At 43.4% G+C, this 25,031-nt stretch carries 19 protein-coding genes; 9 read left to right on the top strand and 10 right to left on the bottom strand.

The window, feature by feature from the left end:
* The first annotated feature begins 105 nt into the window (after window positions 1-105).
* Window positions 106-2,982 carry an aminomethyl-transferring glycine dehydrogenase gene (gcvP, locus tag L4C54_RS19290; RefSeq protein WP_428809420.1) on the top strand — a complete coding sequence of 959 codons (2,877 nt, stop codon included), beginning with the start codon at window positions 106-108 and terminating at the stop codon, window positions 2,980-2,982.
* Between the two features lie 95 nt (window positions 2,983-3,077).
* Here gcvP and L4C54_RS19285 read toward each other — a convergent pair whose 3' ends face one another.
* The 4 genes from L4C54_RS19285 to L4C54_RS19270 form a co-directional block, all read right to left on the bottom strand.
* Entirely contained in the window at window positions 3,078-4,364 is a 1,287-nt protein-coding gene (locus tag L4C54_RS19285; RefSeq protein WP_428809419.1) for a peptidoglycan DD-metalloendopeptidase family protein, read from the bottom strand.
* A 36-nt stretch (window positions 4,365-4,400) separates the two neighbouring features.
* On the bottom strand, window positions 4,401-5,405 hold the full coding sequence (locus tag L4C54_RS19280; protein ID WP_428809418.1) for a CobW family GTP-binding protein: 1,005 nt from the start codon (window positions 5,403-5,405) through the stop codon (window positions 4,401-4,403).
* A 188-nt stretch (window positions 5,406-5,593) separates the two neighbouring features.
* On the bottom strand, window positions 5,594-6,031 hold the full coding sequence (locus tag L4C54_RS19275; RefSeq protein WP_428809417.1) for a bifunctional diaminohydroxyphosphoribosylaminopyrimidine deaminase/5-amino-6-(5-phosphoribosylamino)uracil reductase RibD: 438 nt from the start codon (window positions 6,029-6,031) through the stop codon (window positions 5,594-5,596).
* Between the two features lie 3 nt (window positions 6,032-6,034).
* On the bottom strand, window positions 6,035-6,514 hold the full coding sequence (locus L4C54_RS19270; RefSeq protein ID WP_428809416.1) for a peptide-methionine (S)-S-oxide reductase: 480 nt from the start codon (window positions 6,512-6,514) through the stop codon (window positions 6,035-6,037).
* Between the two features lie 241 nt (window positions 6,515-6,755).
* Between L4C54_RS19270 and L4C54_RS19265 the strand changes: the two genes are divergently transcribed.
* On the top strand, window positions 6,756-7,379 hold the full coding sequence (locus L4C54_RS19265; protein ID WP_428800675.1) for a hypothetical protein: 624 nt from the start codon (window positions 6,756-6,758) through the stop codon (window positions 7,377-7,379).
* A 68-nt stretch (window positions 7,380-7,447) separates the two neighbouring features.
* Here L4C54_RS19265 and L4C54_RS19260 read toward each other — a convergent pair whose 3' ends face one another.
* The 3 genes from L4C54_RS19260 to L4C54_RS19250 form a co-directional block, all read right to left on the bottom strand.
* Window positions 7,448-8,677, bottom strand: coding sequence for an ABC transporter substrate-binding protein (locus L4C54_RS19260; RefSeq protein ID WP_428809415.1), 1,230 nt, complete (start codon window positions 8,675-8,677; stop codon window positions 7,448-7,450).
* A gap of 38 nt (window positions 8,678-8,715) precedes the next feature.
* A complete protein-coding gene (locus L4C54_RS19255) occupies window positions 8,716-10,686 on the bottom strand; it encodes a methyl-accepting chemotaxis protein (RefSeq protein WP_428809414.1) in 1,971 nt (656 codons plus the stop codon).
* A gap of 241 nt (window positions 10,687-10,927) precedes the next feature.
* A complete protein-coding gene (locus L4C54_RS19250) occupies window positions 10,928-12,100 on the bottom strand; it encodes a benzoate/H(+) symporter BenE family transporter (protein WP_428809413.1) in 1,173 nt (390 codons plus the stop codon).
* Between the two features lie 149 nt (window positions 12,101-12,249).
* Between L4C54_RS19250 and L4C54_RS19245 the strand changes: the two genes are divergently transcribed.
* Together L4C54_RS19245 and L4C54_RS19240 are read left to right on the top strand one after the other, a co-directional pair.
* Entirely contained in the window at window positions 12,250-12,816 is a 567-nt protein-coding gene (locus L4C54_RS19245) for a helix-turn-helix domain-containing protein (protein ID WP_428800679.1), read from the top strand.
* 108 nt (window positions 12,817-12,924) lie between these two features.
* Window positions 12,925-13,818 (top strand): PA4780 family RIO1-like protein kinase, encoded by an 894-nt coding sequence (locus L4C54_RS19240; RefSeq protein ID WP_428800680.1) that lies wholly within the window; start codon window positions 12,925-12,927, stop codon window positions 13,816-13,818.
* 118 nt (window positions 13,819-13,936) lie between these two features.
* Here the strand turns inward: L4C54_RS19240 and L4C54_RS19235 are convergent, their stop codons facing one another.
* The gene (locus tag L4C54_RS19235) at window positions 13,937-14,740 is read right to left on the bottom strand and encodes a hypothetical protein (protein ID WP_428809412.1); all 804 of its coding nucleotides are present in this window, start codon (window positions 14,738-14,740) and stop codon (window positions 13,937-13,939) included.
* A 231-nt stretch (window positions 14,741-14,971) separates the two neighbouring features.
* On the opposite strand from L4C54_RS19235, the gene L4C54_RS19230 reads away from it, so the two are divergent.
* The gene (locus L4C54_RS19230; RefSeq protein ID WP_428809411.1) at window positions 14,972-17,086 is read left to right on the top strand and encodes a methyl-accepting chemotaxis protein; all 2,115 of its coding nucleotides are present in this window, start codon (window positions 14,972-14,974) and stop codon (window positions 17,084-17,086) included.
* 102 nt (window positions 17,087-17,188) lie between these two features.
* Here L4C54_RS19230 and L4C54_RS19225 read toward each other — a convergent pair whose 3' ends face one another.
* Window positions 17,189-19,747 carry a DUF294 nucleotidyltransferase-like domain-containing protein gene (locus L4C54_RS19225; protein WP_428809410.1) on the bottom strand — a complete coding sequence of 853 codons (2,559 nt, stop codon included), beginning with the start codon at window positions 19,745-19,747 and terminating at the stop codon, window positions 17,189-17,191.
* A gap of 368 nt (window positions 19,748-20,115) precedes the next feature.
* Between L4C54_RS19225 and L4C54_RS19220 the strand changes: the two genes are divergently transcribed.
* The 4 genes from L4C54_RS19220 (at window position 20,116) to L4C54_RS19205 (ending at window position 24,048) form a co-directional block, all read left to right on the top strand.
* Window positions 20,116-21,576: a DUF3360 family protein gene (locus tag L4C54_RS19220; RefSeq protein WP_428809409.1), complete on the top strand. Its 1,461-nt coding sequence runs from the start codon at window positions 20,116-20,118 to the stop codon at window positions 21,574-21,576.
* A gap of 205 nt (window positions 21,577-21,781) precedes the next feature.
* Window positions 21,782-22,456 carry a PEBP family protein gene (locus L4C54_RS19215; protein ID WP_428809408.1) on the top strand — a complete coding sequence of 225 codons (675 nt, stop codon included), beginning with the start codon at window positions 21,782-21,784 and terminating at the stop codon, window positions 22,454-22,456.
* Window positions 22,457-22,477: 21 nt separating this feature from the next.
* A complete protein-coding gene (locus L4C54_RS19210; protein WP_428809407.1) occupies window positions 22,478-23,509 on the top strand; it encodes a YHYH protein in 1,032 nt (343 codons plus the stop codon).
* Window positions 23,506-24,048: a hypothetical protein gene (locus L4C54_RS19205; protein WP_428809406.1), complete on the top strand. Its 543-nt coding sequence runs from the start codon at window positions 23,506-23,508 to the stop codon at window positions 24,046-24,048. Before L4C54_RS19210 ends, L4C54_RS19205 begins: the two co-directional genes overlap by 4 nt.
* A gap of 55 nt (window positions 24,049-24,103) precedes the next feature.
* Here the strand turns inward: L4C54_RS19205 and L4C54_RS19200 are convergent, their stop codons facing one another.
* Entirely contained in the window at window positions 24,104-25,024 is a 921-nt protein-coding gene (locus L4C54_RS19200) for a LysR family transcriptional regulator (RefSeq protein ID WP_428800687.1), read from the bottom strand.
* Window positions 25,025-25,031: the final 7 nt, after the last annotated feature.

Genomic DNA, 25,031 nt, shown 5'->3' with positions numbered 1-25,031 from the left:
CTTGTTACCCCAACATTGGCAGCTTTTTTTCAAGATGAACATCAAGCGCATCATCTCGTAATGAATTGCGATTGATTTCCATCTGTTAAAGAAGGTAAAGGAACAATGACTGAATTACTTCAAAGCCCGTTACTAGCCGATCTGGGCACACAAAACGAATTCGTTGCACGTCACAACGGTCCAAATAAAGCGGATCAACAAAAGATGCTAGAAGCGATTAACGCCGCTAGCCTTGAATCTCTTATTGATGAAACGGTTCCAGCACAGATTCGCGTTGAACAGCCAATGACGCTTGCTGCGCCAAAAAGCGAAACGGACATGCTGGTGGCGATGAAAGAATTCGCTAATAAGAACCAAGTTAAACGTACCTTTATCGGACAAGGTTATTACAACACCTTCACTCCTAACGTTATCTTACGTAACGTACTAGAAAACCCAGGTTGGTACACAGCGTACACGCCTTATCAGCCTGAAATCTCACAAGGCCGATTAGAAGCACTACTTAATTTCCAACAAATGGTGATGGATTTAACGGCGATGGATATTGCCAACGCATCACTGCTTGATGAAGCAACAGCCGCAGGCGAAGCGATGACGCTTTGTAAACGCGCTGGAAAAAGCAAAAGCAAAGTCTTCTTTGTTGCAGACGATGTGCACCCTCAGACGCTAGAAGTTGTTAAAACTCGCGCAGAGTACATCGGTTTTGAAGTGTTAGTTGGCGCTTTAGAGACATTGCCACAACAAGACGTGTTTGGCGCTCTGGTTCAATACCCAAGCACAACAGGTCAAGTACAAGACCTCACTGACGTAATCGCAGCAGCACAAGCAAACAAAACTTTGGTAACTGTAGTTACTGATCTGCTTGCTTCTACTCTATTAAAGCCTGCTGGTGAAATGGGCGCTGACGTCGTCATCGGTTCATCGCAACGCTTCGGTGTTCCTATGGGATACGGCGGTCCTCACGCTGCATTCATGGCAACACGTGACAAACACAAGCGTACAATGCCAGGTCGTATCATTGGTGTCTCTGTAGACTCGAATGGCAACCAAGCACTGCGTATGGCTATGCAAACTCGTGAGCAACACATCCGCCGCGAGAAAGCGACATCAAACATCTGTACCGCTCAAGCTCTACTTGCAAACATGGCGTCATTCTTTGCTGTGTACCACGGCGCTGAAGGTCTACGTACTATCGCTCGTCGTACGCACCACATGACAGCAATTTTAGCGGCTGGCCTAACGAAATCTGGTTTTGAGCTTGCTCACAACAGCTTCTTTGACACAATTACGCTAAATACCGGTGATCAAACAGACGCGCTTTATGCGAAAGCACAAGCGGCTGATATCAACCTACGTAAGCTACCAAATCAGATAGGTGTGAGCCTTGATGAGACGACAACAACATCTGATATCGAAGCGTTATTCGCTATCTTCAATGTTGCTGAAGATTTCAATGCACTATCAACTGAAATTGCTACGAACGAGTTTGCAGCAATTCCAGAGAGCTGCCGTCGTGAGTCTAAATTCCTAACTCACCCTGTTTTCAATACGCACCACAGCGAAACGCAAATGATGCGTTACCTGAAGCAGCTAGAGAATAAAGATTTCTCGCTGACTCACGGTATGATCCCGCTGGGTAGCTGTACGATGAAGCTTAACGCGGTTGCGGAAATGATTCCGGTCACTTGGCCTGAGTTTAGTGAACTGCACCCATTTGCTCCACTAGAGCAAGCTGCAGGCTACACAGCACTAGCACAAGATCTAAAAGAGAAACTGTGTGAAATTACTGGCTACGATGATTTCTCACTACAACCTAACTCTGGTGCTTCAGGTGAATACGCAGGTTTAATTGCGATTCAACGTTACCATGCTAGCCGTGGTGAAGGTCACCGTAATGTGTGTCTGATCCCTAGCTCTGCGCACGGTACAAACCCAGCGACAGCGTCAATGGTTTCTATGAAGGTTGTAGTTGTTAAGTGTGATGAAGATGGCAACATCGACATGACAGACCTAGCAGCGAAAATCGAGAAGCACCACGATAACCTTTCAAGCATCATGATCACTTACCCTTCAACGCATGGCGTATACGAAGAGCAAGTGAAAGAAGTATGTGAAATGGTTCATGCTGCTGGCGGTCAAGTTTACCTAGATGGCGCGAACATGAACGCACAGGTTGGTCTTACGTCTCCAGGCTTTATCGGCTCTGACGTATCTCACCTAAACTTGCACAAAACATTCTGTATCCCACACGGTGGTGGTGGTCCGGGTATGGGTCCTATCGGTGTTAAATCACACCTAGCACCTTTCCTACCAGGTCACATCGAGAATGGTTCACAAGGTACGGATTACGCAGTATCTGCTGCAGATCTAGGTAGCGCATCTATCTTACCGATCTCTTGGGCGTACATTGCCATGATGGGTGAACCTGGACTTAAAGAAGCAACCAAGGTGGCGATTCTAAACGCAAACTACGTGATGGAAATGCTTCGTCCTCACTACCCTGTTCTTTACCGTGGTACTAACGGCCGCGTAGCACACGAATGTATTATTGATATTCGCCCGCTAAAAGAAGAGACAGGCATCAGCGAAGAAGATATCGCTAAGCGTCTAATGGACTACGGTTTCCACGCGCCAACGATGTCATTCCCTGTAGCAGGCACATTAATGGTAGAACCAACTGAATCTGAAGATTTAGAAGAGCTAGACCGCTTCTGTGAAGCGATGATCGCGATTCGTCATGAAATGACAGCGGTAAAAGAAGGCGCTTGGCCACTAGATAACAACCCACTTGTTAATGCTCCACATACACAAGTAGACCTATCTAGCGAAGAGTGGGATCGTCCTTATTCACGTGAACTGGCATGTTTCCCTACATGGTCCACTAAGCAGTCTAAGTACTGGCCTACGGTAAACCGCGTTGATAACGTGCACGGTGATCGTAACCTGATTTGTTCTTGCCCAAGCATTGATCATTACCAGTAAGGTTTTAATTCTCCCGTTGGAGTTTAGAACAACCTAAATTAAAAAATGGACAAACTTCGGTTTGTCCATTTTTTTGCCTATAGAATATAGCGACCCTAAACGTCCGACTTACTCGCTAATTTCGAGTTCGCTGCTGCCTGCTCAACAGCAACAAGCTCATCAAACACAGATACACTAGCTATAAACGATGCCCTTTCACTCTGATCAATCGATGTCGCTAGTGGAAGATCGGCGGTCATGGGGTCAACCGCTCTATTTCGTACCAACACTTCAAAATGTAGATGTGGCCCAGTTATTCTCCCAGTCGCCCCCGCTAAGGCTATTTTTTGACCGCGTTTAACAGTTTGTCCACGCTTGACTAAGAAACTATCTAGATGAAGGTAACGAGTTTTGTAGACGCTATTATGCTCAATCACCAAGTACTTCCCTGCATAGGGGTGGTTTCGAACCATGATCACTTTTCCATCGCCCGTTGAATAAACTGGCGCCCCAATAGGCGTCGCGAAGTCAGTACCGTTATGTGGCGTCACTCGCCCTGTTACTGGGTGCTTTCTTTTGGGGTTAAATGGCGATGTGATACGTCGATATTTCTTATCCACTGGATAACGGTCGAAAGCCTGCTCTAAGCTGTTGCCTTGCCTATCGTAAAACCGACCATCTTTTGCCAAAAATGCTGATATATCTTTTCCATGTACATTTATCGAAATACCTTTAATCTCATTATTCCCAGTTAAATGATTACCCACGTATTGCTGCGTTATAAGCACGTTAAAGGTATCCCCTGCCCTTAACTCCCTTGAGAAGTTCACTTTATCGCGCAGCACTCTCGTAATGTTGGCAATTTGAGCGGTTGTTAAACCCAACTTATAAGCCGATGCAGAAAAACTTCCGTTAATGGTTCCTGAAATGAGCTTTTCTTTCCATTCTCCAGCCTCTTCAACAAATTCATAAACGTAGCTACCGTCTTTCGCTTTCTTATATATCGCACGTTCCACGAGACTTTCATGGTAAATAAGTTTAACTAACTGTTTTGAATCACTATCAAGGAAGAGTTCGATGTGGTCCCCTGGTTTGATGGTATCGAGCTTAAGCGACTCAAGATCCGATTCTAGAATCCTCTGTGTTGTCTCATACGGTATACCCCATGATGAAAAGATCGTACTAAGAGAGTCACCTACTTTTACAAAGTAATGAACTCGAGCTAGATTCCGCTCACTTTTGTAGTGCGGGCTTTCTAGAGTGTTTTCGGCCTCTGGGTTTTGATATGAAGTGACCTTTATTTCGCTCACTTCATCTTTTGGTTGAGAGTTAAAAGTAAGTAAGGCTGCAAAAGAGAAAGCGACAACCGCTATGGCAATTAATGTGTATCGGAAAAATTTCATAAAATAATAAGTGTTAAAATGGTGAAAGTTAATGTTTTAAGCGACGAGGCACGCCATCAAATGTTTTTCAAACGAATCATCGATGGTGCCTGATATCAATTCAATACGGCTTTCCATGCAATCGTCTAACTCAACCTCCGTTAACTCGTCAGGGGTGAGGTTGTAGCCAAACACACCAGTGTCAGTGATAAATACCGCTTTCATTCGTTCCGCTTTAAGACTCACTAACAACGAAGAGAGCTTTGTTCGGCTAAAGACTTTCGTAGGTTCAAACCGCCAACCGATACTTTGGAAACCGTCCTCTTCATTTTCTGCTTTGATAAAACCGCACTCTGGAATTGGAAGCTCTGAGACTATTGGCTTTGAATGCCCATGGTGATGGTGGTGATGTGAAGCCACAGTACTAAACACGGTCGGCCCACTTAGCTCTGAAAAATCAAACTGCCCTTGTTGAGCGAATAGAACTTTGGTGCCTCGTTGCCCATGTTTCGCCACATAATCCCGCAATACCTCTTTATCGGCATCTTGATAAAGATCCAGTTTATGACCAACAATCGTGTCGGCGATTGATATCTGTTGGTTAAACGTATCGTGATTGGTATATCGAACATCAGACAATTTTCTCGCATCAACCAAAGTCAGTGTTTTTTGCAGTGAAAGTACCTCTCGATAGTACTCAGATAACAGAACTTCCAATACCTCTTTAGGGTGACCAAGCCCAGTAGGTTCAATCAATAATCGGTCCGGTTTCGCTTCAGATAACAACTGACTTAAAGCAATTTGCATCGGTAAGCCTGCAGCGCAACACATGCAGCCACCTGGAACCTCACGAATGAAGACCTTCTGCTCTTCGTCGTACTGCCCTTTCATCAGGCTGCCATCAACACCAATCTCACCGAATTCATTAACTAAAATAGCCCAACGCTCACCTTCAGGTTTATTTTGCATTAAATTTAATATGGCGGATGTTTTTCCTACACCCAAAAAACCAGTGATGATATTAGTGGGTACTGCGCGGATTGGATCAGGTTTGGAACTCATCTGTTGTTCTCATTACGACAATCGGAATAATTAAAACGTTATAACATAACAACAAATAAAAACAAATCTAAGTAAAGCCCATACTTACCTAGTTTGTTGGTTCAAATAGCTTGTGTTCAGGGGTTAAGCACAGGGAGCGCTATGTGGAATATTACAATTCATTGAAAGGACTTTAAGGCAAAGAAGGATTATGACAAGCCTAAATAAGGTGAAAGGAACTCACTGACTTCATCACTTGCGATACCAACGATAACTTCAATACCACGACGTTCAAGCAAGCTAATACCCTGACCATTATTTCTTGGGTCTGGATCTAACATAGCTACCACCGCTCTTCTGATTCCAGCTTCCGCTAACGTTTCGGCACATGCGGGGGTTCGACCAACAAATGAACAAGGCTCTAAAGTCACGTATGCCGTTACTCCATCCATCGAACCTGAATAGGCTTTCAGTGCCGTCACCTCCGCATGATCACCGCCGATCGATTGTGTAAATCCTTCTGCGACGATTTTCTCGCCGATAGCCAATATGCACCCAACAGGTGGGTTAGGCTGGCAATCCGGCAATGCCCGCTTTGATACCTTTAACGCTCGAAGCATTAGTTTCTTTTCGATAGCTAGATTCATCAATCAGTTTGAACCTCTGTATTTATGTAAGAGATCCTGTGGAATATGGCAATAGTCGTTTGGCCGTAACGTTAATCTGTCCTGATGCTCATCATCGCTTTTGATGTAATTAGAAAGTGGAAGTACCTCAATTACTATTCGATCTGAGTCAGACTGCGCTTGAATAAAGCTAGCTGCCAGTTTCAAGTGCTCTGGATTGGTGCTGTAAACACCCGTTCGATACTTCTCGCCAATGTCTTCCCCTTGTTGATTGACGCTGAAAGGATCGATGATTTCAAAAAGGTAAGCCATCAATTGGTCAACGGACACTATAGTCGGTTCAAACTGAGTTTTTACACACTCCGCATAGCCGTCGTATTCACCTTCTGTTGTAGTCGACGTTCCATTCGCTCGACCAGCTTCAGTAGAGACAACCCCAGGCAGGTGTTTCATAAACTCCTGAACACCCCACAGGCAACCGCCAGCAAACACTATCTCTTCCATTAATATTCTCCATACCGCACCAATCATATGATGAGCTTAAGTTTACACAGGAAATGCTGAGCACTACAGGTTTTCATTTCTCACTCATATCATATTCGTTCATAACCAAAATGCGACCCATCACAATCAAATCCTCATACGCCTCACGATTCATATGCTATATTTTTCATAGTTAACGGATATTAATCCGACATCGATGTCCGTAAATCAGTTGTCTGCCACCATTTGAAAGGAACTCAATATGCTTAAAACATTACAATGGACTGTGCTGCTAATCGCTGGATTGAACCTAATCGGCTGTGCAAAACTACTCACCGTCGAAGAATCAGCGCCAGAAGTTAATATTTCGTCTGAAATTGGAGCAGTTTCTATCGCTGTATTAGATCAAAGACCCTATGTATTAGATAAAGATAAACCAGCTGCGTTTGAGGGAATAATTCGAAGTTCACTTGGTATTCCATACAGTTACAACACCGCGACTCAAGAGCCTATGGCAACATTTATTGGTACCAGAATCGAACACGGCTTTAAGGATAGAGGCATCGATGCGACATTACATCTCACAGAACTTGAGACTCAACTTCCCGACCTGATCGATGAGTTAGGACAAGATGGCAAGAAGTCACTAGTAATCTCGTTAAATGAGTGGAAGTATGATTTTCATGCGTTTTCCGATTCATCTTGGTATGACGTTGATATCATCATCTTAGACCCAGCAGGTAAAAAGCTGGTATCGAAGAATTTTACTGGTGAAAATGACATCCCTGATAGCGGAGCTATCATGAATGAGATGCAGCTGATTTACAAAGCTCGTTTTGAAGAGGTTTTCTCATCGCCAGACATTGTGGATGCTCTAACACATTAAACTGATGATAAGAGTGGAGATCCGATCTCCACTCTTATTGCTGCTTGTTTAGCTATACAAAACACATGCTATGGCTTGTACCACCCTTCCAAACCCGACTGCAAACGATTTGCAGCATCAGCAGGCATCATTGAACCATTGATAACACCCACACTGGTTTCCCAAATTTCCATTTCTAGACTTGGAGTACCTCGATTTAAAATTTGATATGAATTTCGAATCGTCGAGTCACATTCGTCTCGCCAAGCGATCATCGCTTTCGCGGTTGGATCAACAACATCAATGAAGTGATTGGATAGAGAGAAAAAGCCCGGCAATGCGTTGGTAAAAATACCTGCAAACTCTTCACTTGCCATCCAATTTATAAAAATTAATGCTTCTTCCTGATTTGAGCCCTTAGCATTAACACCAATTCCTATGTCCGTGTGATCACTGATAAAGCAATCGTCACCTGCATTTGCTACTGGCGGTCTAAATACCCCTAAATCAATCTTGCTATTAAACGCTGATATATCCCAAGAACCGGCGGGATAAACTGCTGCTTTGCCCCCTCCAAACATCTCTATGGCATCACCATAACCACGAGTTTGATAGCCCTCGCCCATATAGCTGCCCCATCGACCAAGTTGCTCAAAAACAGCGGTATACTCTGGCGCTGACAATTTACCTTCACCAGAAATGATCGCGAAACGTCCATCTTCGCCATGCCAGTAGTTTGGTCCGACATTTTGAAAGCCCATGGTCGCGGCTTCCCACTTGTCGTTGGTTCCCATAGCTAAGGGGACATACTTACCATCCGCTTTCACTTTTTCCAATGCTGCAAAAAACTCTTCAACCGTACTCGGCTCTTTTAACCCTAACTCAGAAAATATCGTTTTATTGTAAAAGAACCCATGAATAACCGACGCTAAAGGAAGACAAAAAGTGGAGGCTCCGTCATCGGTTTGCCAAGCTGATTGCGCAAAGGATGGGAAGTTTTCCATTCCATCTTCGTCTGTCAAATCAATCAGATTCCCTGCTTCAAATAACTTTAGAGAATCATCGAACGGACGGCAGGTAATAATATCGCCAGCCGTTCCATCAGCAAGTCGACCGTTTAATTGGTCGTTATAATCAGTGGCGATCGTATGTTTGTATTCAACTTTGATTCCCGGATGTTTGGCATTGAACGCTGGAATAATCTTGTCATTCCAGATTTTTCCATCTTCGCGCCAGCTCTCTATCACCAAGGTTCCACTCTGCCCTACGGCTGAAAAGCACACCGCAAAAAATAGGCTCAACTTTATAAAATATCTCATAACACTCCCTACCTTTTGATTCGCCAACGAACGCTCAACTACAGCTTAAATTTATGGACCAGTGTCCGTTGTTGTTGTGCGAGCTGAGCCAATACATCACTTACTGACGATGCTCCTCTCGCCTCTGTTTCTGTTTCTGTTGCTACTTCAGAAATTTCATTAATGGTTTTCGCTATATCTTTACTTACCGCAATTTGCTCTTCTGATGCATGAGCAACTTGCATACTCATTTCGTTGATGGCTTCCATACGCTCTGCGACAGACTTCAGTGTTTCGTCAGTGACTCGGCTTTGGCTAACACACTCTTTGGTTTTATCCTGACTGGTATTCATAACCGCCACCACTTGCTCAGAACTCTCTTGTAAGCGCTCGATCATGGCTTGAATTTCTACGGTCGATTGCTGCGTTCGCGTTGCTAACGTTCTGACTTCATCAGCAACTACAGCAAAACCCCTTCCGTGCTCTCCTGCTCGAGCCGCTTCAATTGCCGCATTTAGTGCCAGCAAATTAGTTTGTTCTGCAATGCCACGAATAACATCCAAGATACTGCCGATGTTGTTACTAAACTCTTCCAGCTTATGGGCAATATCTACCGCAGAATTGATAGACTCAAACAGCTCTTCGACTAAAACGAGGCTACTTGCCACTTGCTCTCGACTTACTTGAGTACTCGCGTTAGCGCTTTCTACCTCATTTTGAGATTGTTCTGTTGAACGAAACACCTCAGAAACACTCACTTCCATCTCAGAGATAGCGGCAGCGACCAACTCAATTTGCTGTTTCTGAGTAGATACACGAGACATGGTCGTTTCGCTAATATTAGAGGCATTTTGTGCTTCTTCCGCCAAGCTATCCGTTCCGGTATTAATCTGAGAGAGGACATTTTTCATTTCAGAAACCAGCTTATCAATCGATTGGGACAACTCACCAAACTCACAGCTCGATTGATAGTTTACGTAATGGGTCATGTCGCCTTGTGTCATCTTGCGTAATACTCGGTTGATAAGCGACAAAGGGTTGTGAATGGCTTTGGAGGTTAAATAACCGATTATGGCCGCAACAAATGCCGAAGCCATCGTCAATGAAATGATCATTACTTTTGCAGTGCCTACCGATTGAGACGTAACAAAGCTGGTTGAATCCACTTCTTCTAACGCTATGGTTGCGAGTTGATCCACTTCATTTTCAACCAAGCGAGTATTTCGTTGAGATTGTTCGATTAAACCTCGTATCTCAGCTTGTAATTGCCTTTGCTGGATCATTAATGGCAACATACCTTGTTCAGACACTCCCGCTTCTTCTAGCTTAGCGACTGTCTTTTCAAATCGAGCGATAACACCTGCACTCACTTTAATACTACTAATCCCTTCTTTTGCTCGGCTAACATTACTGGTGAAGGTCTTAACCAATTTTTGCAAATCCATCTCAGGGTTTGCAGCTCGTAGTGTTCTCAAGTCTCGCTTAATTCCGCTGGTAAGACGGTCAACTTTATTGCTTTGTGAGCGGCTGCCACTCACCTTATCAAGAAGCAATAACGTCACTTTTTGAAACGAATCTTCGTATTTCACAAACACTTCACGGGCGCTGTTTAGTTTGAGGTTAAGTTCAATAGATTTTCGATGACGATCCATTATCTGATCGGCGACTGAAAAATAGGATTGCGATGCATCACCTATAGCACTGGTCTGCTCAACCCCAGAGGCAGAAGATCGGATTTTTTCTAATATCGATAAAAACTCCCCCTTCTGTTCATTAAATAAAGAGATAATTGGAGGCAGGTACTCTGCATCCGTGTAGGTAATATACTCAAGAAGACTTCTTTGGCTTTTAAGAACTGATATTTGCAGCTGAGATGTGTCAACTAGCAGCGGAGTCGCTTCATTGGTGACTTGCACAACATGGTCATTTACCGTGGCTAGTTTGAGAAAACTGCTTCCTCCGAGCAATGCCAATAGAAGAAACATGATGAAATAACCACCAACAATTCTCTGGACAATACTGAACTTCATGAGCCTTCACCTAATACGAACACTATCAATAAACGTAGTAGATATATCGACCTTGATCACAAAAAGATCATGCTATGGCGTTAATTTTTAGGGCGAAATTTTATCGAAGATTTAACTGTTCCATCGGCTAGACTATGTAAAACTCCGACAAGACACTGAATTTATGCAGTTTGGGCATTCATGGCCTATATATCCGTCCATTACATTAACGACTTTCTGAACATAAAAATTGCTAACAATATTAAGCCGTTTTCAACCTTTCTTTACGAACGCTATTCAAACGATGACAAGCTAGCCCCAAACATAGTCCCCAAAACGTACTACCGATACCTAACACTGTAATGCCTGAAGCAGTCATTAAAAACGTCAACAGCGCCGCCTCTCGTTGCTCACTCTCCGCCATTGCACTCGTTAAACAATTCATCAATGTGGGCATCACAGCGAGCCCCGCAATGGTCATCACCACGGCTGCTGGCACCGCTTGAAATAGTGAAACAAATGACATTCCTAATACGCCCGCTAGCAGATAAAACACACCCATAGAGATTGCGGCCATATATCGAGTTTTCGGGTTTTCGTCAGCATTGGGGCCCATACAAATCGCCCCGGTAATCGCAGCTAGATTAAAAGCAAAGCCGCCAAATGGAGCCAGTATTAATCCTGTAAACCCTGTGGCCGTGATGATCTTTGAAGATTCAACTTTATAACCATTCGCTTTCAATACAGCAAAGCCCGGTAGATTTTGAGAGGCCATAGTAACGATGAACAGCGGAATCCCAACACTGATTAATGCGGAAAGGTTAAAGTCAGGCATGATAAAGACAGGTTGAGTCACTGTAAGTGTTACAGCCGTTAAATCCAGTTTCCCCATCCCGATAGATAATGCCAAAGCCACCGAAAAAATAACCGGAATCAACAAGTTTTTGAGCCAAGCTTTCATCAAGATGAACAGGGTTAACATCACAAAAACAATCTGGACTTCTTCCAGTAGTGATGAAAATACCCCGATTCCAAACTGCAATAAAACACCGGCTAACATAGCCGCGGCAATGGACGTTGGTATCTGTTTCAATAGCTTTTCAAACACACCCGCTGCACCGACTAAAGTAATCAATAGTGAACTAAAGAGAAATGCCGCCACGGCCTCGTTCATTGTTAGCCCCTCAAGAGAGGTAATGAGCAGAGCCGCCCCCGGAGTTGACCATGCTGTTACGATAGGTTTTTTATAACGAAACGACAACAAAATGGTGGAAGCACCCATTCCTATTCCTAATGCCCAAAACCAAGAAGCCACTTGTGATTCACTCGCACCTGCACTCATTGCTGCTTGGAAAATAATGGCGGCTGCACTCGCGTAGCCGATGAAAACAGCTATGAATCCCGCGCTTATGTGGGAAAACTTTAGTTTCGTCATATTAATTGCCTGCTAGTCATCTGATATAGCTCATTAGTTATGTTATTCAGCCCTTAGGTATGTTCTTTAAAGGCGATGTGCGTTATAACGTCCATAGAGACAACCTACACTTGTGCGCTATAACGCACAAGTATTTTTGTAGAGTAATTATGCAAACAGAGATAAAAGTCAGTGACAACTTAAAGCGCCTTCGTAAAGAAAAGAGCTGGAGTCTAGACAAAGCCGCAAAGGCGACAGGCGTGAGCAAAGCCATGCTAGGTCAAATTGAACGAGGTGAATCGAGCCCTACTATCGCTAAACTATGGGAAATTGCCTCAGGGTTTGATGTTTCTATTTCAGACCTAATATCAGTGAGCTCCAATAATGAAATAACGAGCCTGTTTCGAGATGCTAATGAACTTAGACGCGAAGAGTATAACGTTGGATTTCTTGTCAGTTTATTATTTCCGTTCGAACCAGCGTTAGGCTTTGAGATATTCGAGCTAACGCTAACACCTGATTATCAACACCACTCCGACGCCCATAACCTTGGGGTGACAGAGCACATAATATGTACGTCTGGTGAGATGTTGGTTCTTTTCGACGACGAGTGGCACGAACTTAAAGAAGGCCAAGCTGTTCGTTTTAACGCCAATCAACCGCATGGTTATAAAAATATAAGCAAGAAGAATGCGGTGTTTCATAACGTTATCCATTACGCTCATAGCCACAGGTAACGGAATGTCAGTGCAACGTCACGGAAAATTATCGTGAAGATGACGAAAATTCGCGTTATTTAGTCGCTTAACATTACATATTGGCGCCAAGTAAGGTATAACGTCGCTATGAAAATACCGAAAAGAATACAACCTTTAGTTGACGATGGTTTAGTCGACGAGGTAACAAGCCAGCTGATGAGTGGCAAAGAAGCCGATGTGTACATTGTACGCTGCGGTGAAGAGATCCGTTGTGCCAAAGTGTACAAGGAAGCCACGCAGCGCAGCTTTAAAAAAGCCGTCGCCTACCGAGAAGGCCGCAAGGTCCGAAACAGCCGCCGTGCGCGTGCGATGGAAAAAGGCTCAGGTTTTGGCCGAGACCAACAAGAGAAAGTTTGGCAGAGCGCCGAAGTGGATGCTTTATTCAAACTGGCTGCTGCAGGCGTAAGAGTTCCTGAACCTTACGGTTGCTATGACGGCGTCTTATTGATGGAACTGGTCACCGATGACGAAGGTTACGTAGCACCAAGGCTCAACGACGTCATGATGCCTGCAGATCAAGCACTCGAAGATCATGCAGTGATGATGACTTACGTCGTCAAAATGCTCTGCGTCGGTTTAATCCATGGTGACTTGTCTGAATTCAACGTGTTGGTTGATGAGTATGGTCCTGTGATCATCGATTTACCGCAAGCCGTTGATGCTGCTGCCAATAATAATGCAGAGTGGATGCTAACGCGTGATATTAATAATATCCGTGATTACTACAGCCAATTTGCACCAGAATTAAAAGAGACCGACTACGCCAAAGAAATTTGGGCGATCTTTGAAAAAGGCGATTTGAAGCCTGATACCGAGCTAACCGGTCAATTTACCGAACAAGACATCGACGCTGACCTAGCTTCTATCATGCAAGAGATTGACGACGCTCGACGTGCAGAACAGTTCCGACGCGAACGTATCAAAGAAGCAAAAGAAGGTGTTGACGAAAGTAAGTTCAATTGGGCTGACGCGGACTCATAGAACTGTTACGACACGATTATTCTTAAGAAAAAGGTAGAGATGATTCTCTACCTTTTTTCATTTTAAGTAGCCTAATTAACTTAATCATAGACTAATCAAGAGATAAGGAAGCCTACTCCTAGTTCGGTGTTTTGAGTTTGATTACTTTTCGTCTTTCAACATTTAAAAACTCAAAGTCGGCGCTCCAATACTCTCTAGCCATCGCCTTTATTAATCCATTTTTTTCAGCGGCAATAAGGGCTTCTTTTAACACCGGTACAATATCAGCGTGCTTACTGGAGATGTAGAAAACAAAATCTCGCTCATAGCTAAGCAACAGATAAGGATCAATGGACAAATACGGGTGTTGGATAGATTCATTGGCGATTTCTGTCAGCCCACGAGAAAAGTAATCGAGGCCTCGATTTCTTCTGGCTAACATTTTATATAGCCTTCTCCACTCACCATCGATCTCTAGATAAGGCAAACCATTCAGCGCCCAAACTTTAGTATCAAACCAAGATTGACCAAAACCACCCACTTTACCTAGCGTTCTAAAATCCTCCAAGGAATCAACAAACCTGAAAACATCTTCATCCCCTTTAGGAACAAACAACACCCTCTGACCAATTAGGCTGTCCGTTAACCCGACACTCACCGGAATGTAGTCCTTATCTTCATTTCTCTGCTTGGATTCCACCAACCAAATTAAGCTAAACTCGCCCGTTTTTACCTTATGAATCGCTCGTTTTTGGGGAATATGGACCGATGTAGTTGTAATCTGTACCTCGTGCCCCGCATCCGTTAACGCTTGATAAAGTAACTCATGATAATAGATATGCGATTCATCAGAATACGAAGGCAGCGTCAATGTAATGGTTTCTGCTGCAACCGAAGTAGCAAAAAGTAGAGCCCCAAATAGACCCTTAGTGAGTAACGTCATTCTTTCCTCTCTTAAATTAAATTCTAGAGTCCCAATTTAATTTTCGAAGTTGCTGACCAAATATGACAATAATTGTAGTTCGGTTAATCAAAAACATGATGGTGAGTATTCCAAGAACACTCTGTTATTAGAACCCAAAGACTGTCTTTAGCCTCCAACTTGTAACTGCCTTAGTAACTGCTAGTTTTATTATTAAATACCAAATATTTATTTAGATCTAAGGCTCACCTCATGAAGCATTTATCGATTAGCACTAAGTTGCTTTGGATTACATCGACGCTATTCCTATCAATAGTACTGCTTCTCTCTCTTTCATTATGGTGGACGCTCAACGAAAAGAACGCAGAAATGGCCGAGCAGGTTCAGCAAGGCATTCATTTCGAGATCAAGTCAAAACTGTCTTCCACGGCTGGTATGTATGGTGAAAAGATCGCAGGATTCATTAATAGTGCTTATCAAATTCCCTATTCAATCGCCGCTTCTATAGCCAAAACATCTGGTTCTTCTCTCAACTCTCGCGACGCTGTCGAGGGAAACCTAGACGCTACTTTAAATAACAGCCCTCAGCTATCCGCGATTTACGCACAGTTCGAACCAAACGGATTTGATGGTAATGATGAAGAGAATACTCAAGGGACAACCCATAGTGTTCCCGATGTGGGTAGCTTAGAGCTATATTTTTATCGTGAAAGCGATGGGAGTGTCGTACAAGAGCAGGTCGAAGATGCCGATGAGAAATACGCTAATGAACTTGATGAGTTTGGGCTAAGAGAAGCGGAATGGTACTTATGTTCTAAAGATAATCTTAAACCCTGCATCATGGAACCCTATCTTGAAGAGGTGAATAGTCAGGAAGTCATGATGAGCTCTCTGGTGGCTCCGGTTATTAAACAGGGTCAATTCTCAGGCGTTGTTGGGGTCGATATTCACCTTCCCATTTTTCAACAATTGATCGATGAGTTATCTCAAAGCCTCTATGGCGGTGAAGCGAAAGTCACTCTTCTCAGTGCAAAAGGGCTAATCGTCGCAGCCAGTCATTACGAACAAAAAGGACGACCTTTAAAAGAAGCGATACCTTCAGAGCTAGCCCAAACATTAAGCTCTCTTCACCAAAATAACGGCTACTTTGAAAACGACATCGAAATCGCCGTCGCTTACAGCATCGATATCCCATTAGCTAAAAACAGTTGGTCATTGATCATCGAGGTTCCGAATCAGCAAGCATTCAGCACTGCTAACATACTCAGCGACTCAATGCAGGAGATGGCTAATTCACTTGGCCGTCTACAGATGATACTGGGTATCGTTGTCTCAATCATCTCCATCATCAGCATTGCTATCGTGATTAAAGGCATTGTCGCCCCTATTAAAACTATTCAAACTCGAGTAGAAAATTTGGCCAGCTCTGAAGGTGATCTTACACAATCGATTTCGATTGAATCACATGCTGAACTTATTGCTCTAAGCCGCGGTTTCAATCTCTTTATCGATAAACTAAAGAGACTGATTATCGAACTTAAAGGACTTGCAGATCAGTCTCAAAATGTCAGCTCTTCCACTGCAACGATTGCTCAACAAACGCGGGATAGCCTTAATGATCAAAACCGTGAAATCGAAAATGTAGTAACAGCTATGAACCAAATGAGTGCCACCGCATCTGAAGTGGCGAACTCTTCAGAACAGACTGCCAGTGAAACTGAACATATGTCTAAGAACCTCAAATCTTGCGAAAATAGCTTGGTTCTAGCAATGGATCACGTAGATACGATGTCGAAGGAATCACTGCATGCAAAAGAGGCTGTGAGCAAGGTAGCCGAGAGCAGTAACAATATTAGCTCCATCGTTGAAGTCATTCGTTCAATTGCAGACCAAACCAACTTGTTGGCGCTCAATGCGGCCATCGAAGCCGCCAGAGCTGGCGAACAAGGGCGAGGATTTGCTGTGGTTGCTGACGAGGTTCGTTCCCTCGCCTCTAAAACTCAGAGTTCAACCGATGACATTACTCAGCTCATCAACGCACTTCAAATCGAAGTAGATAGCGCCTCAAAAGTTATCGAGTCCGGCACAGAAAAAGCTGAACTTGCCGTATCCCAGACTAACGAGGCCTTGTCATCAATCACTGCGATAGTCGGCCAAATTGATACTGTTTCAAGCCAGATTACTCATATTGCCACCGCAGCTGAAGAGCAAAGTGCAGTGACCGAAGAGATAAACAGAAACATCACCGGTATATCCGACTCAACAGCGCAGTTAGCGCGATTGGCAGATCAGTCATTTGATAGTAGCAATCACTTATCTGAACTTGTTCGTGCTCAATACGAGCAGCTTGATAGGCTAAAAACTTAGATGCTTAGATAGCGGGTTAGTAAAAATGAAAACAGAGGTGAATGATTGTGTTCACCTCTTTTTATTCGTGTGCCCTATCTTGCTTGATTCGCTTTGAATGAATCAAAAAAAGTCTCGCATCACTTTATCATGGAAAATCGAAATTCTGCTCACGACATTCTTAAGGTTTTTTTGTTCTAGATAAGTAAGATCATTGATGGCTAGTACATCGTTCACTTTACGCAAATCTGTGTATTCGATGATCTGATTCATAAAGCGAAGATGCCAAATATGGTCAAAAATATACACCATTTCTCTAAAGGCTTTCGCGTCAATTTCTTCTTCGGCTAACAGCCCTTTAAGCCTCGCCATTGTATTGATCTCTCGAATGTCATGCTTAAGCGCATAGAGTCGACAGAAAATCTCCATTGGTCTTAAACAGTCCTTTAAATTCAACGATTCTCTACCATCATGCTTTTCCGTTTTGATTTCATCAGCGGTATTAAGTGGAACTTCATAAGATAAGCAGTTCTGTGCATAAATTGAGAAAAACTCTGGGTGCTGACGAAGTAAAAGTTGAATATGTGATTGAATAGCGTCTACTAAGCGCGCTTCCCCATAGGTAGATCTAATATCAAAAAACACATTGAGTTCAAGTATCGAATCTGGAGAGGCTTTGTCTATCCAGTCACTAAAGTTGGCTTGCCACTCTTTCTGACTCAAGCACCATTGATGATTCGACGCCATGATCAGCCCATCACAATAACTATACCCAGCTTGGTTTAGCATGGCGCAGACCTTTTCTGCCAAATGTAGGAAGTAGCGTCGAATAGACTTAAGGTCAGCGTCGTCTGGAGTTTCAAAGACAATCGCATTATCTTGATCAGAGAACAGCGTCATGTCATGACGAGCATTACTACCAAATGAGATAAAGGAGAATGGCACCGGTGGTTCACCAATGTCATCAATTGTTAACTCAATAAAACGGCAAATGGCCGCATCATAAGTGCTACCAATGAGACGACGAAGGTAGTCTGGACGTGAGCCTGTCTCTATCATTTCTCGGATCAGATCTGGTAGTTGATTAAGCGACTCCACCACTTGCCCATGACTCTGTCCGTTTTCAATTTCAGTCACAATGACACTGCTAAGTTTTTGGTAATTGCTCACTTGGTTCACTGAACCAAAGCGACCACCGTAAATCTTGCGCACAATCGGACGAAACGAGATCACATGGCCTAACTTTTCAGATAAAAATATCTTAGAGGTACTAAGAATGATATCAATCTGCTTCCCACTTTTAGTTTTTAACTGAGCTTCAAACTCTCCTGGTTCACTTTCATTATTAAACAGTTGCAACAGATGTTGAATGACGTCTCTGTTTTGTGGGCTATCGGCAAACAGCTCTTTCCAAATAGAATGATTTTTTAACTCGCTATCAGTATATCCGAGGAGTTGATGTAAACGGCTATTAGAAAAGATAATCTTGCCATCAGCTTCTAAAATATAACCTTCATTGGAAGACTCAACCAGAGCACGATAGCGGTCTTTCGCTTCATGTAGCGCCATTTCAGCACGTTTTTTACGAATTTCAGATGATTTCGATTGTGAAAGTACATAGCCCATCACCCCGATTAAGCCTAATGTAATAATAAAAAACACTCGATATAATGTTGCTTCTAGACGATCAATCCCTTGCTGTACATCTTGAAAATAGACCCCTGTTCCAATGATCCATTGCCACTCTTCAATGCCTTGAACATAAGTCATTTTGGGTGCAGTAATGTTTGGATCGTCTTTCCACTGCCACTGGTACTCTAAAAATCCATGCTGTTTAGCTTTAACTAGCTTAGTGATTTCAGCAAACACTGGAAAACCAGTGGTATTTTCGCTGTCTCTATAATTGGTAAGATCTTGCCCGGTTAAATCACGTCGATATGGGTGCATGATCATTTTTGGCTGCATATCAGTTATAAAGAAATAGTCTTTATTTTCAGCACCGTAACGCATAGCTTTAATTTCTAAAGCTGCTTTGGCCTTTGCTTCCTCAGTGGTCATCAAACCGCTCTGCTCTTGAGCAACATAACTGTCAACAATACTTACCGCAGTGGAAGTCAGCTCTTTTAGCATCTGCCTTTTTTGCCCGCGCATTGAGTCCTCAACAAGAGGGACAATCACATAAATAATGGAGGTGACAAAAAGTACAATCGCAATAATCGTTGGCAACACAATTCGGAAACTGAAATTATTGATAGAAGATTGATTCTCTTGGCTAGAGTGATGTAGGCCACTAAAGTAATCTTCCAGCTCACCCGCATCAAGTACCTCACGAATCTCTTCAGCATGCGCTGCGTCGTGGTATTTGGCTGTAAACGTACCGTTTTCAAAGTCAGCTCTTAAAGGCAGGTAACCCGCATAGTCGTCGCGAACATGGGTTTCAAAAATATCTTTGATTTGCTGATTGGTATACTTATCGCCAAACTCTTTTACCGCTTCACCAAGCGCCTCTTTACAGTGGCGAAAACGGCGATGATCGTAGGGATCATAGTCCATATTGCTGGACATTCTTAATGAATGATCAGTGCCATTGTGATCAAAAAATCCATCAATCCATTTATGTATTTCTTCGGCTCGAATACCAAACAGTTGCTCGGTACGGTTAGCATGTTCTGAGATTTTCATTCTTTTTTACCGGCTCAACAGTGACAATTGATAATTCACTCAAAAGTGTGCAGTGTGCTGCAATTTTATTAAAAGTAGTAGCCCTCTCCACCTGAACTCTAGCTATTAATTAACCCAAATCAATAAGTCCTGCAAATGTCTTTTTTAGACTCAAGGTGAAGTCGTAGTTCGTATTTCATACGGGAGCAGAGGTTCCCGTTTATTCAACATCGAGTAACTGCAGTTCTTCGAATCTCCTCTTTATTGAAACAATAGAGGTGCATGGTAGCGTCTGGGATGTCGCCCCGTACTGATCGAAGGTCAGTATACCAAGCGTAAGCGAGATTGAACGAATTGGGTTGACTCGAAATCCTATAAGGAAAGAGTAGATGTCTAGGAAAAGCAAGACTTTTTATAGAGATATGCGTCGTAAGGCGCAAGAGTTTGAAAGTCGTGAAGAGTTTCTTAATCACGATCTAAAAATCATGAGTTTTCGCCGCTGGGGTATTCACTTACCTTCGCGTGACTACAGTGTCGAACTTGAAGACCTAGTACCGGCACTTGCTGCAACCATTGGTAAAGTCGTGATGGTAACCGCTATGGTTGCCGTATTTGCTGCGCAGTTTGGGCTGTCTCCGGAGTTTGTCGCTGAGAACGTTCGCTATGAGCTACTCATTGCCGGTGGTCTATTTGTTATTTTATTCTCAGCAATTTTAAACCCTAACGCAAACCTAGCCGGTACCCATGGCCCGATGATTCCGCTAATACCGTTGATAGCCGCGGCCGGTGGACACCCACTGGCACTCGGCATCATGGTGTGTGTTTTTGGTCTTGTACTCGCTTATACCAAAGGGGGTTCTAAACTGATGACCCTCACCGGAGTTGGTGTACGGGGCGGTTTACTTATTTACCTTGGTGCGGTGGGTTTGATCGGTCAGATCAACAAAACCGAAACATGGGCAGCGAGCACTGATCAGGGCTACATTTCATTTGCTGTGATTGGCGTAACTCTTGCTGTTTACGCTTACTTAGCAAAAATCAATAAACGCTGGCTGGCAATCCCGCTATGTTCTTTGATTGCGGGTATTGTCGCTTATGCTATGGGGGCAGAATTTGCCTTCTCAACCGAGCCTGGCCTACCGCACTTTAGCCCATTTTACTGGTGGGGTGAAGACACAGGCTGGCAACTGGGCTGGCCGAACTTAGCTCACTTTGTTGCGGTAACGCCGTTTGCACTTCTGGCAGTTGCGATGTGGTCTCCGGACTACCTAGGGCACCGTGTATTCCAAGAGCTTAACTACCCTAAAGATGCAAAAGGCGTATTGATGGACGTAGATGACACCATGATGGTTGCTTCTATCCGTCAGGGTATTGGTTCTTTCCTAGGTGGTGGTAACCTAGCTTCATCTTGGGGAACATACATGATCCCAGCGGCTATAGCTAAGCGCCCTATCCCCGGTGGTGCACTGCTAACAGGTGTGATGTGTATTGCTGCCGCAGTTATAGGCTACCCTATGGATCTGGCAATGTGGGAACCTGTTCTGCGCGTTGCATTGATCGTAGGTGTTTTTCTACCGCTACTTGAAGCTGGTATGCAGATGATCCACAAGCATAAAGACTCACTAAGTGCCGGTATTTGTATCTTCGCTTGTGCGTTTGTAAACCCTGTTTTTGGTTGGGCAACCACGATGCTACTCGACAATATGGGCCTTATTGGTGACCACGAACGAGCAAAAGAGCTTTCAAACAAAGACAAGTACCTCATCCCAGGGGCAGCGTTTGTTATCTGTGTTGGTTCACTAGCCGCAGTTGGTCAGCTTCCGGGTATACCAGCTATTATCGGTAATTAATTTGTCACGACTTCACTGATTCTTTATCAATAACTACTTATTGTGACAATGTTTAGGCGCAGATATTCTCTGCGCCTTTTTATTTCTCCAATTCGGTACTGCGGGCACATTACGAGCACTGATCAAAGTTTCTACACGACTAAACTCGCGGCACTCGATTTATTGACTAAGATAATTAAATGCTTACAAACACTTGATTGATAAAATGAAACTAGAATCTAAGTTAAACGCTATTGATGCACGACTCCTAGTTCTACTGTGCCTCTCGTTTACCCCGCTTGCAGAAAGTAAATCCACACAAGTTCATGCCGATATTTGGTCTGATAATTGGTTTGCAATGTACCTCGGTGATACGCTGATTAAACAAGATTCAGTATCGATAAACACCGAACGCTCTTTTAATGCTGAATCATTTACTTTCGAAATTAATCTTCCCGCAGAAATTGGTTTCGTAATAAAAGATTTCAAACAAAACGACACAGGCCTTGAATACATAGGAAGCCGTAAGCAGCAGATGGGCGACGGAGGCTTTATTGCTCAATTTAAGCAAGCTTCAAATGGATCACTATTATTGGTCTCGGATAGTCATTGGAGGTGCTTGCCTATCCACGTAGCACCGCTTGATAAGCACTGTGAGAAATCTAGTAACCCTGACAAAGATTGTAAGAGCAGCATAGTCCCCGAACCCAATGACTGGAAAGCTCAAGGTTTTGATGACAACCAGTGGCCAAATGCAGTCATATTTTCCAAATCAACAGTAAGACCAAAAGGTGGTTATGACCGGATAAAGTGGGACAGAAGTGCTCAATTCATTTGGACCTCAGATATAGAAGCCGACAACACGATCTTGTGTCGTGTCACTTTAAGTTCTGACAAGTAACAAGCTAAGGAATCGTCGTCAATGAAGACCTCATTTGTACTTCTTATCATATTGGTAGCATTATTTGGCTTATCGACTAATTCTGTTTTTGCTAAGAATGATTCTAGAGGAAAGAAGCCACCACCAAGGGGAGGTAAACAGCAACAAGCAATCACACTACCTAGTAGCCATATTGAAAGCCTTGAATGTTCTCGAATTAAAGCATCTATTCTCGATTCAGGATTTAGTAATGTCGCCATTATATGTGACAAAAAATACGCCTACATCCAGTCAGATACTTATCCCGAACATCAAGTAATGACAGGTATAACTGGAACTAACGAACAGATCCCAGTACCTGCTTTGGGTTATATTGCGCCGATCAAATTAACACCCAAAATGGCAAGCGATAAAACGACTATTGACGCCTCATTAGGGATTGCTGTAAACGGTGTTCCTATCTACGACTACTCCTCTCAGGGAGAACTCGATATTGGACGCTATAACCCAAGTAAAGACACTATTTTACTTGGCCAACTCGACCAATGTGGCGGCCATGCAGGGCGTGGTGACGACTATCACTATCATGCTAAACCAACTTGTATGATCAATGTTATGGATAGCTATCATGATGCCTCTATTATTGGTTGGGGTTATGATGGCTTTCCACTTTATACTGACAACAACCCTGATGGTTCTGTCGTTTCTAGTGGTGATCTAGATGTATGTAACGGGCAAGCCGACGCAACCTACGGTTATCGCTATCACACCTCGGAAAAGCCTCCGTATATATTTCAATGTCTCGTCGGTGAAGTCGACACTGGTATCCTGCCAAGAGTGGCACCTTTGAGAGGGGCGAACGCTCGATCTGATTTAAAACCACCTAAAGACGGAGTGATGAACCTGAAGCATATTGAGTTGGAAGACGGTACTCGCTCTATGACCTATCTCTATCAAGGCGTGGAGTATTATTCCCGATACAAGCCATCCTCTAGCAAAGATAACTGCTACGATTTTGAGCAAAAAACCATTAGTAATAATGGCAAGGTTGAGTCTGGAACGTATTGCCGATGAAACGATTACTCGAAAAAAATCAAATAAAACGAAACATCCAGTTTTTCATCGCTGTGCTCTTTACCATGGCGGGAGTCTTCTTTTCCAATCCCGCTTTTTCACACACTTTAAAGCAAACATCTGCCCAAATTACTCTTCGAGATGGGCAAGTTGAACTTAGACTCTATATCAATCGAGACTTATGGCTTACTCAACTTCAAGACCATCAAGCTTGGTTAACGGGATTAAATTCAGTGCTACTTCTAGAAGATGACCTCTCTTCAACTGACTTAGCAGGCAAGTTAATGTCGGTCATCTTAACTGAAACAACCATTCGCCTTGATGGCTATACGGTTGAACTAGCCACGATCAAATCAGATTCAAATCCCCTTTCTGATCACCTTTTAGAATTTCGATTTTCAGCATCTCATACGCTCAGAAATCCAAGTCTCATTGAAACAACGTTTGCTCAGTCTCTAGGAGATGTACACCTGTCAGTCACAAGACCAATTTACAGAAATCTCGCTCAGGGGAGTACCGTGTCTTTGTCCCTTGAGTAAAACAGAGATGGAGTACTCTTTTTCTCTATTTCTCTATTTCTCTGGGGTGATACGCTCAATCAGCTTCTTTTAATTGCTCTAAGATGAAGTCGACACACTGTTTAACTTTGGGAATCTGATATTTCGCTTGCTGATACAAAATATATATATCTAGGTTAACCCCCCTTGTACTCGATATAGGGCGCTCAGTAGGCACTTCCACCAACTCCCCAGACGCTAAATAGTCCTTAATCCACCAAGTCGGATAAAGAGCTAACCCTTCATCTCGTAAAGCCGCATTCATCAATGTTTCGGCACTATTGCAACGCATAAGCGGGGTGATGTCGACTTTCTCCCAAACTTCATCCCTTAACGCCCACCACAACAGATCTCCGTGGTTACCTCTATATTGCAATGTCGGGCACTTTTCTAGATCTTTAATATTTAGCACCGAACGGCCATAACGCTCAGTTAAGCTGCTAACTAACGCTGGGCTCGCAACTAATTTAAATTCGGCACTAGAGATCCGTTTTGCGATCACTCGCTCTTCAGGTGCGTGCCCTGCCCGTATCGCTATGTCCACGGCATCTTGGCCAAAGACGACCTTTTCATCAGAAAAATCTAAGTCGAGAGTAATCAAAGGGTACTTTTTACGGAATTTTTGCAAAATGGGGGAAAGAACCTTCTCACCATAACTTGTGGTAGAACTAATTCTTAGCTTTCCTTCCATGGCATCCATTCTCTGCGAGATAAGCTCGTCTGCATCATCAATTTTTTTTAGGGCATCTGAAATCAAATTATAATAAACGCTGCCTAGTTCTGTTGTGCTGACATGGCGCGTTGAGCGCTTTATTAACTCCACGCCAAGGTCATTTTCAAGATCTTTGATTCGACGTGAAATTGATGAAGCAGGAACATCAAACTCTAGTGCCGCTAGACTAAAACTATTGACCTCAGAAACCTGTTTGAAATAGCGTAATGCTCTCAATTTATCCACAATAATC

This window comes from Vibrio lamellibrachiae (assembly GCF_050337265.1).
GTDB classification, from domain to species: Bacteria; Pseudomonadota; Gammaproteobacteria; order Enterobacterales; family Vibrionaceae; genus Vibrio; species Vibrio kyushuensis.
This window is presented reverse-complemented; position numbering and strand designations above follow the sequence as displayed.

Coding starts and splice junctions, on each gene's coding strand:
- L4C54_RS19265 (WP_428800675.1), top strand. CDS start 6,756: ATGCTTAAAACATTACAATGGACTGTGCTGCTAATCGCTGGATTGAAC.
- L4C54_RS19285 (WP_428809419.1), bottom strand. CDS start 4,364: ATGAAATTTTTCCGATACACATTAATTGCCATAGCGGTTGTCGCTTTC.
- L4C54_RS19245 (WP_428800679.1), top strand. CDS start 12,250: ATGCAAACAGAGATAAAAGTCAGTGACAACTTAAAGCGCCTTCGTAAA.
- L4C54_RS19260 (WP_428809415.1), bottom strand. CDS start 8,677: ATGAGATATTTTATAAAGTTGAGCCTATTTTTTGCGGTGTGCTTTTCA.
- L4C54_RS19215 (WP_428809408.1), top strand. CDS start 21,782: ATGAAACTAGAATCTAAGTTAAACGCTATTGATGCACGACTCCTAGTT.
- L4C54_RS19255 (WP_428809414.1), bottom strand. CDS start 10,686: ATGAAGTTCAGTATTGTCCAGAGAATTGTTGGTGGTTATTTCATCATG.
- L4C54_RS19230 (WP_428809411.1), top strand. CDS start 14,972: ATGAAGCATTTATCGATTAGCACTAAGTTGCTTTGGATTACATCGACG.
- L4C54_RS19210 (WP_428809407.1), top strand. CDS start 22,478: ATGAAGACCTCATTTGTACTTCTTATCATATTGGTAGCATTATTTGGC.
- L4C54_RS19220 (WP_428809409.1), top strand. CDS start 20,116: ATGTCTAGGAAAAGCAAGACTTTTTATAGAGATATGCGTCGTAAGGCG.
- L4C54_RS19225 (WP_428809410.1), bottom strand. CDS start 19,747: ATGAAAATCTCAGAACATGCTAACCGTACCGAGCAACTGTTTGGTATT.
- L4C54_RS19275 (WP_428809417.1), bottom strand. CDS start 6,031: ATGAATCTAGCTATCGAAAAGAAACTAATGCTTCGAGCGTTAAAGGTA.
- gcvP (WP_428809420.1), top strand. CDS start 106: ATGACTGAATTACTTCAAAGCCCGTTACTAGCCGATCTGGGCACACAA.
- L4C54_RS19205 (WP_428809406.1), top strand. CDS start 23,506: ATGAAACGATTACTCGAAAAAAATCAAATAAAACGAAACATCCAGTTT.
- L4C54_RS19240 (WP_428800680.1), top strand. CDS start 12,925: ATGAAAATACCGAAAAGAATACAACCTTTAGTTGACGATGGTTTAGTC.
- L4C54_RS19235 (WP_428809412.1), bottom strand. CDS start 14,740: ATGACGTTACTCACTAAGGGTCTATTTGGGGCTCTACTTTTTGCTACT.
- L4C54_RS19280 (WP_428809418.1), bottom strand. CDS start 5,405: ATGAGTTCCAAACCTGATCCAATCCGCGCAGTACCCACTAATATCATC.
- L4C54_RS19270 (WP_428809416.1), bottom strand. CDS start 6,514: ATGGAAGAGATAGTGTTTGCTGGCGGTTGCCTGTGGGGTGTTCAGGAG.
- L4C54_RS19250 (WP_428809413.1), bottom strand. CDS start 12,100: ATGACGAAACTAAAGTTTTCCCACATAAGCGCGGGATTCATAGCTGTT.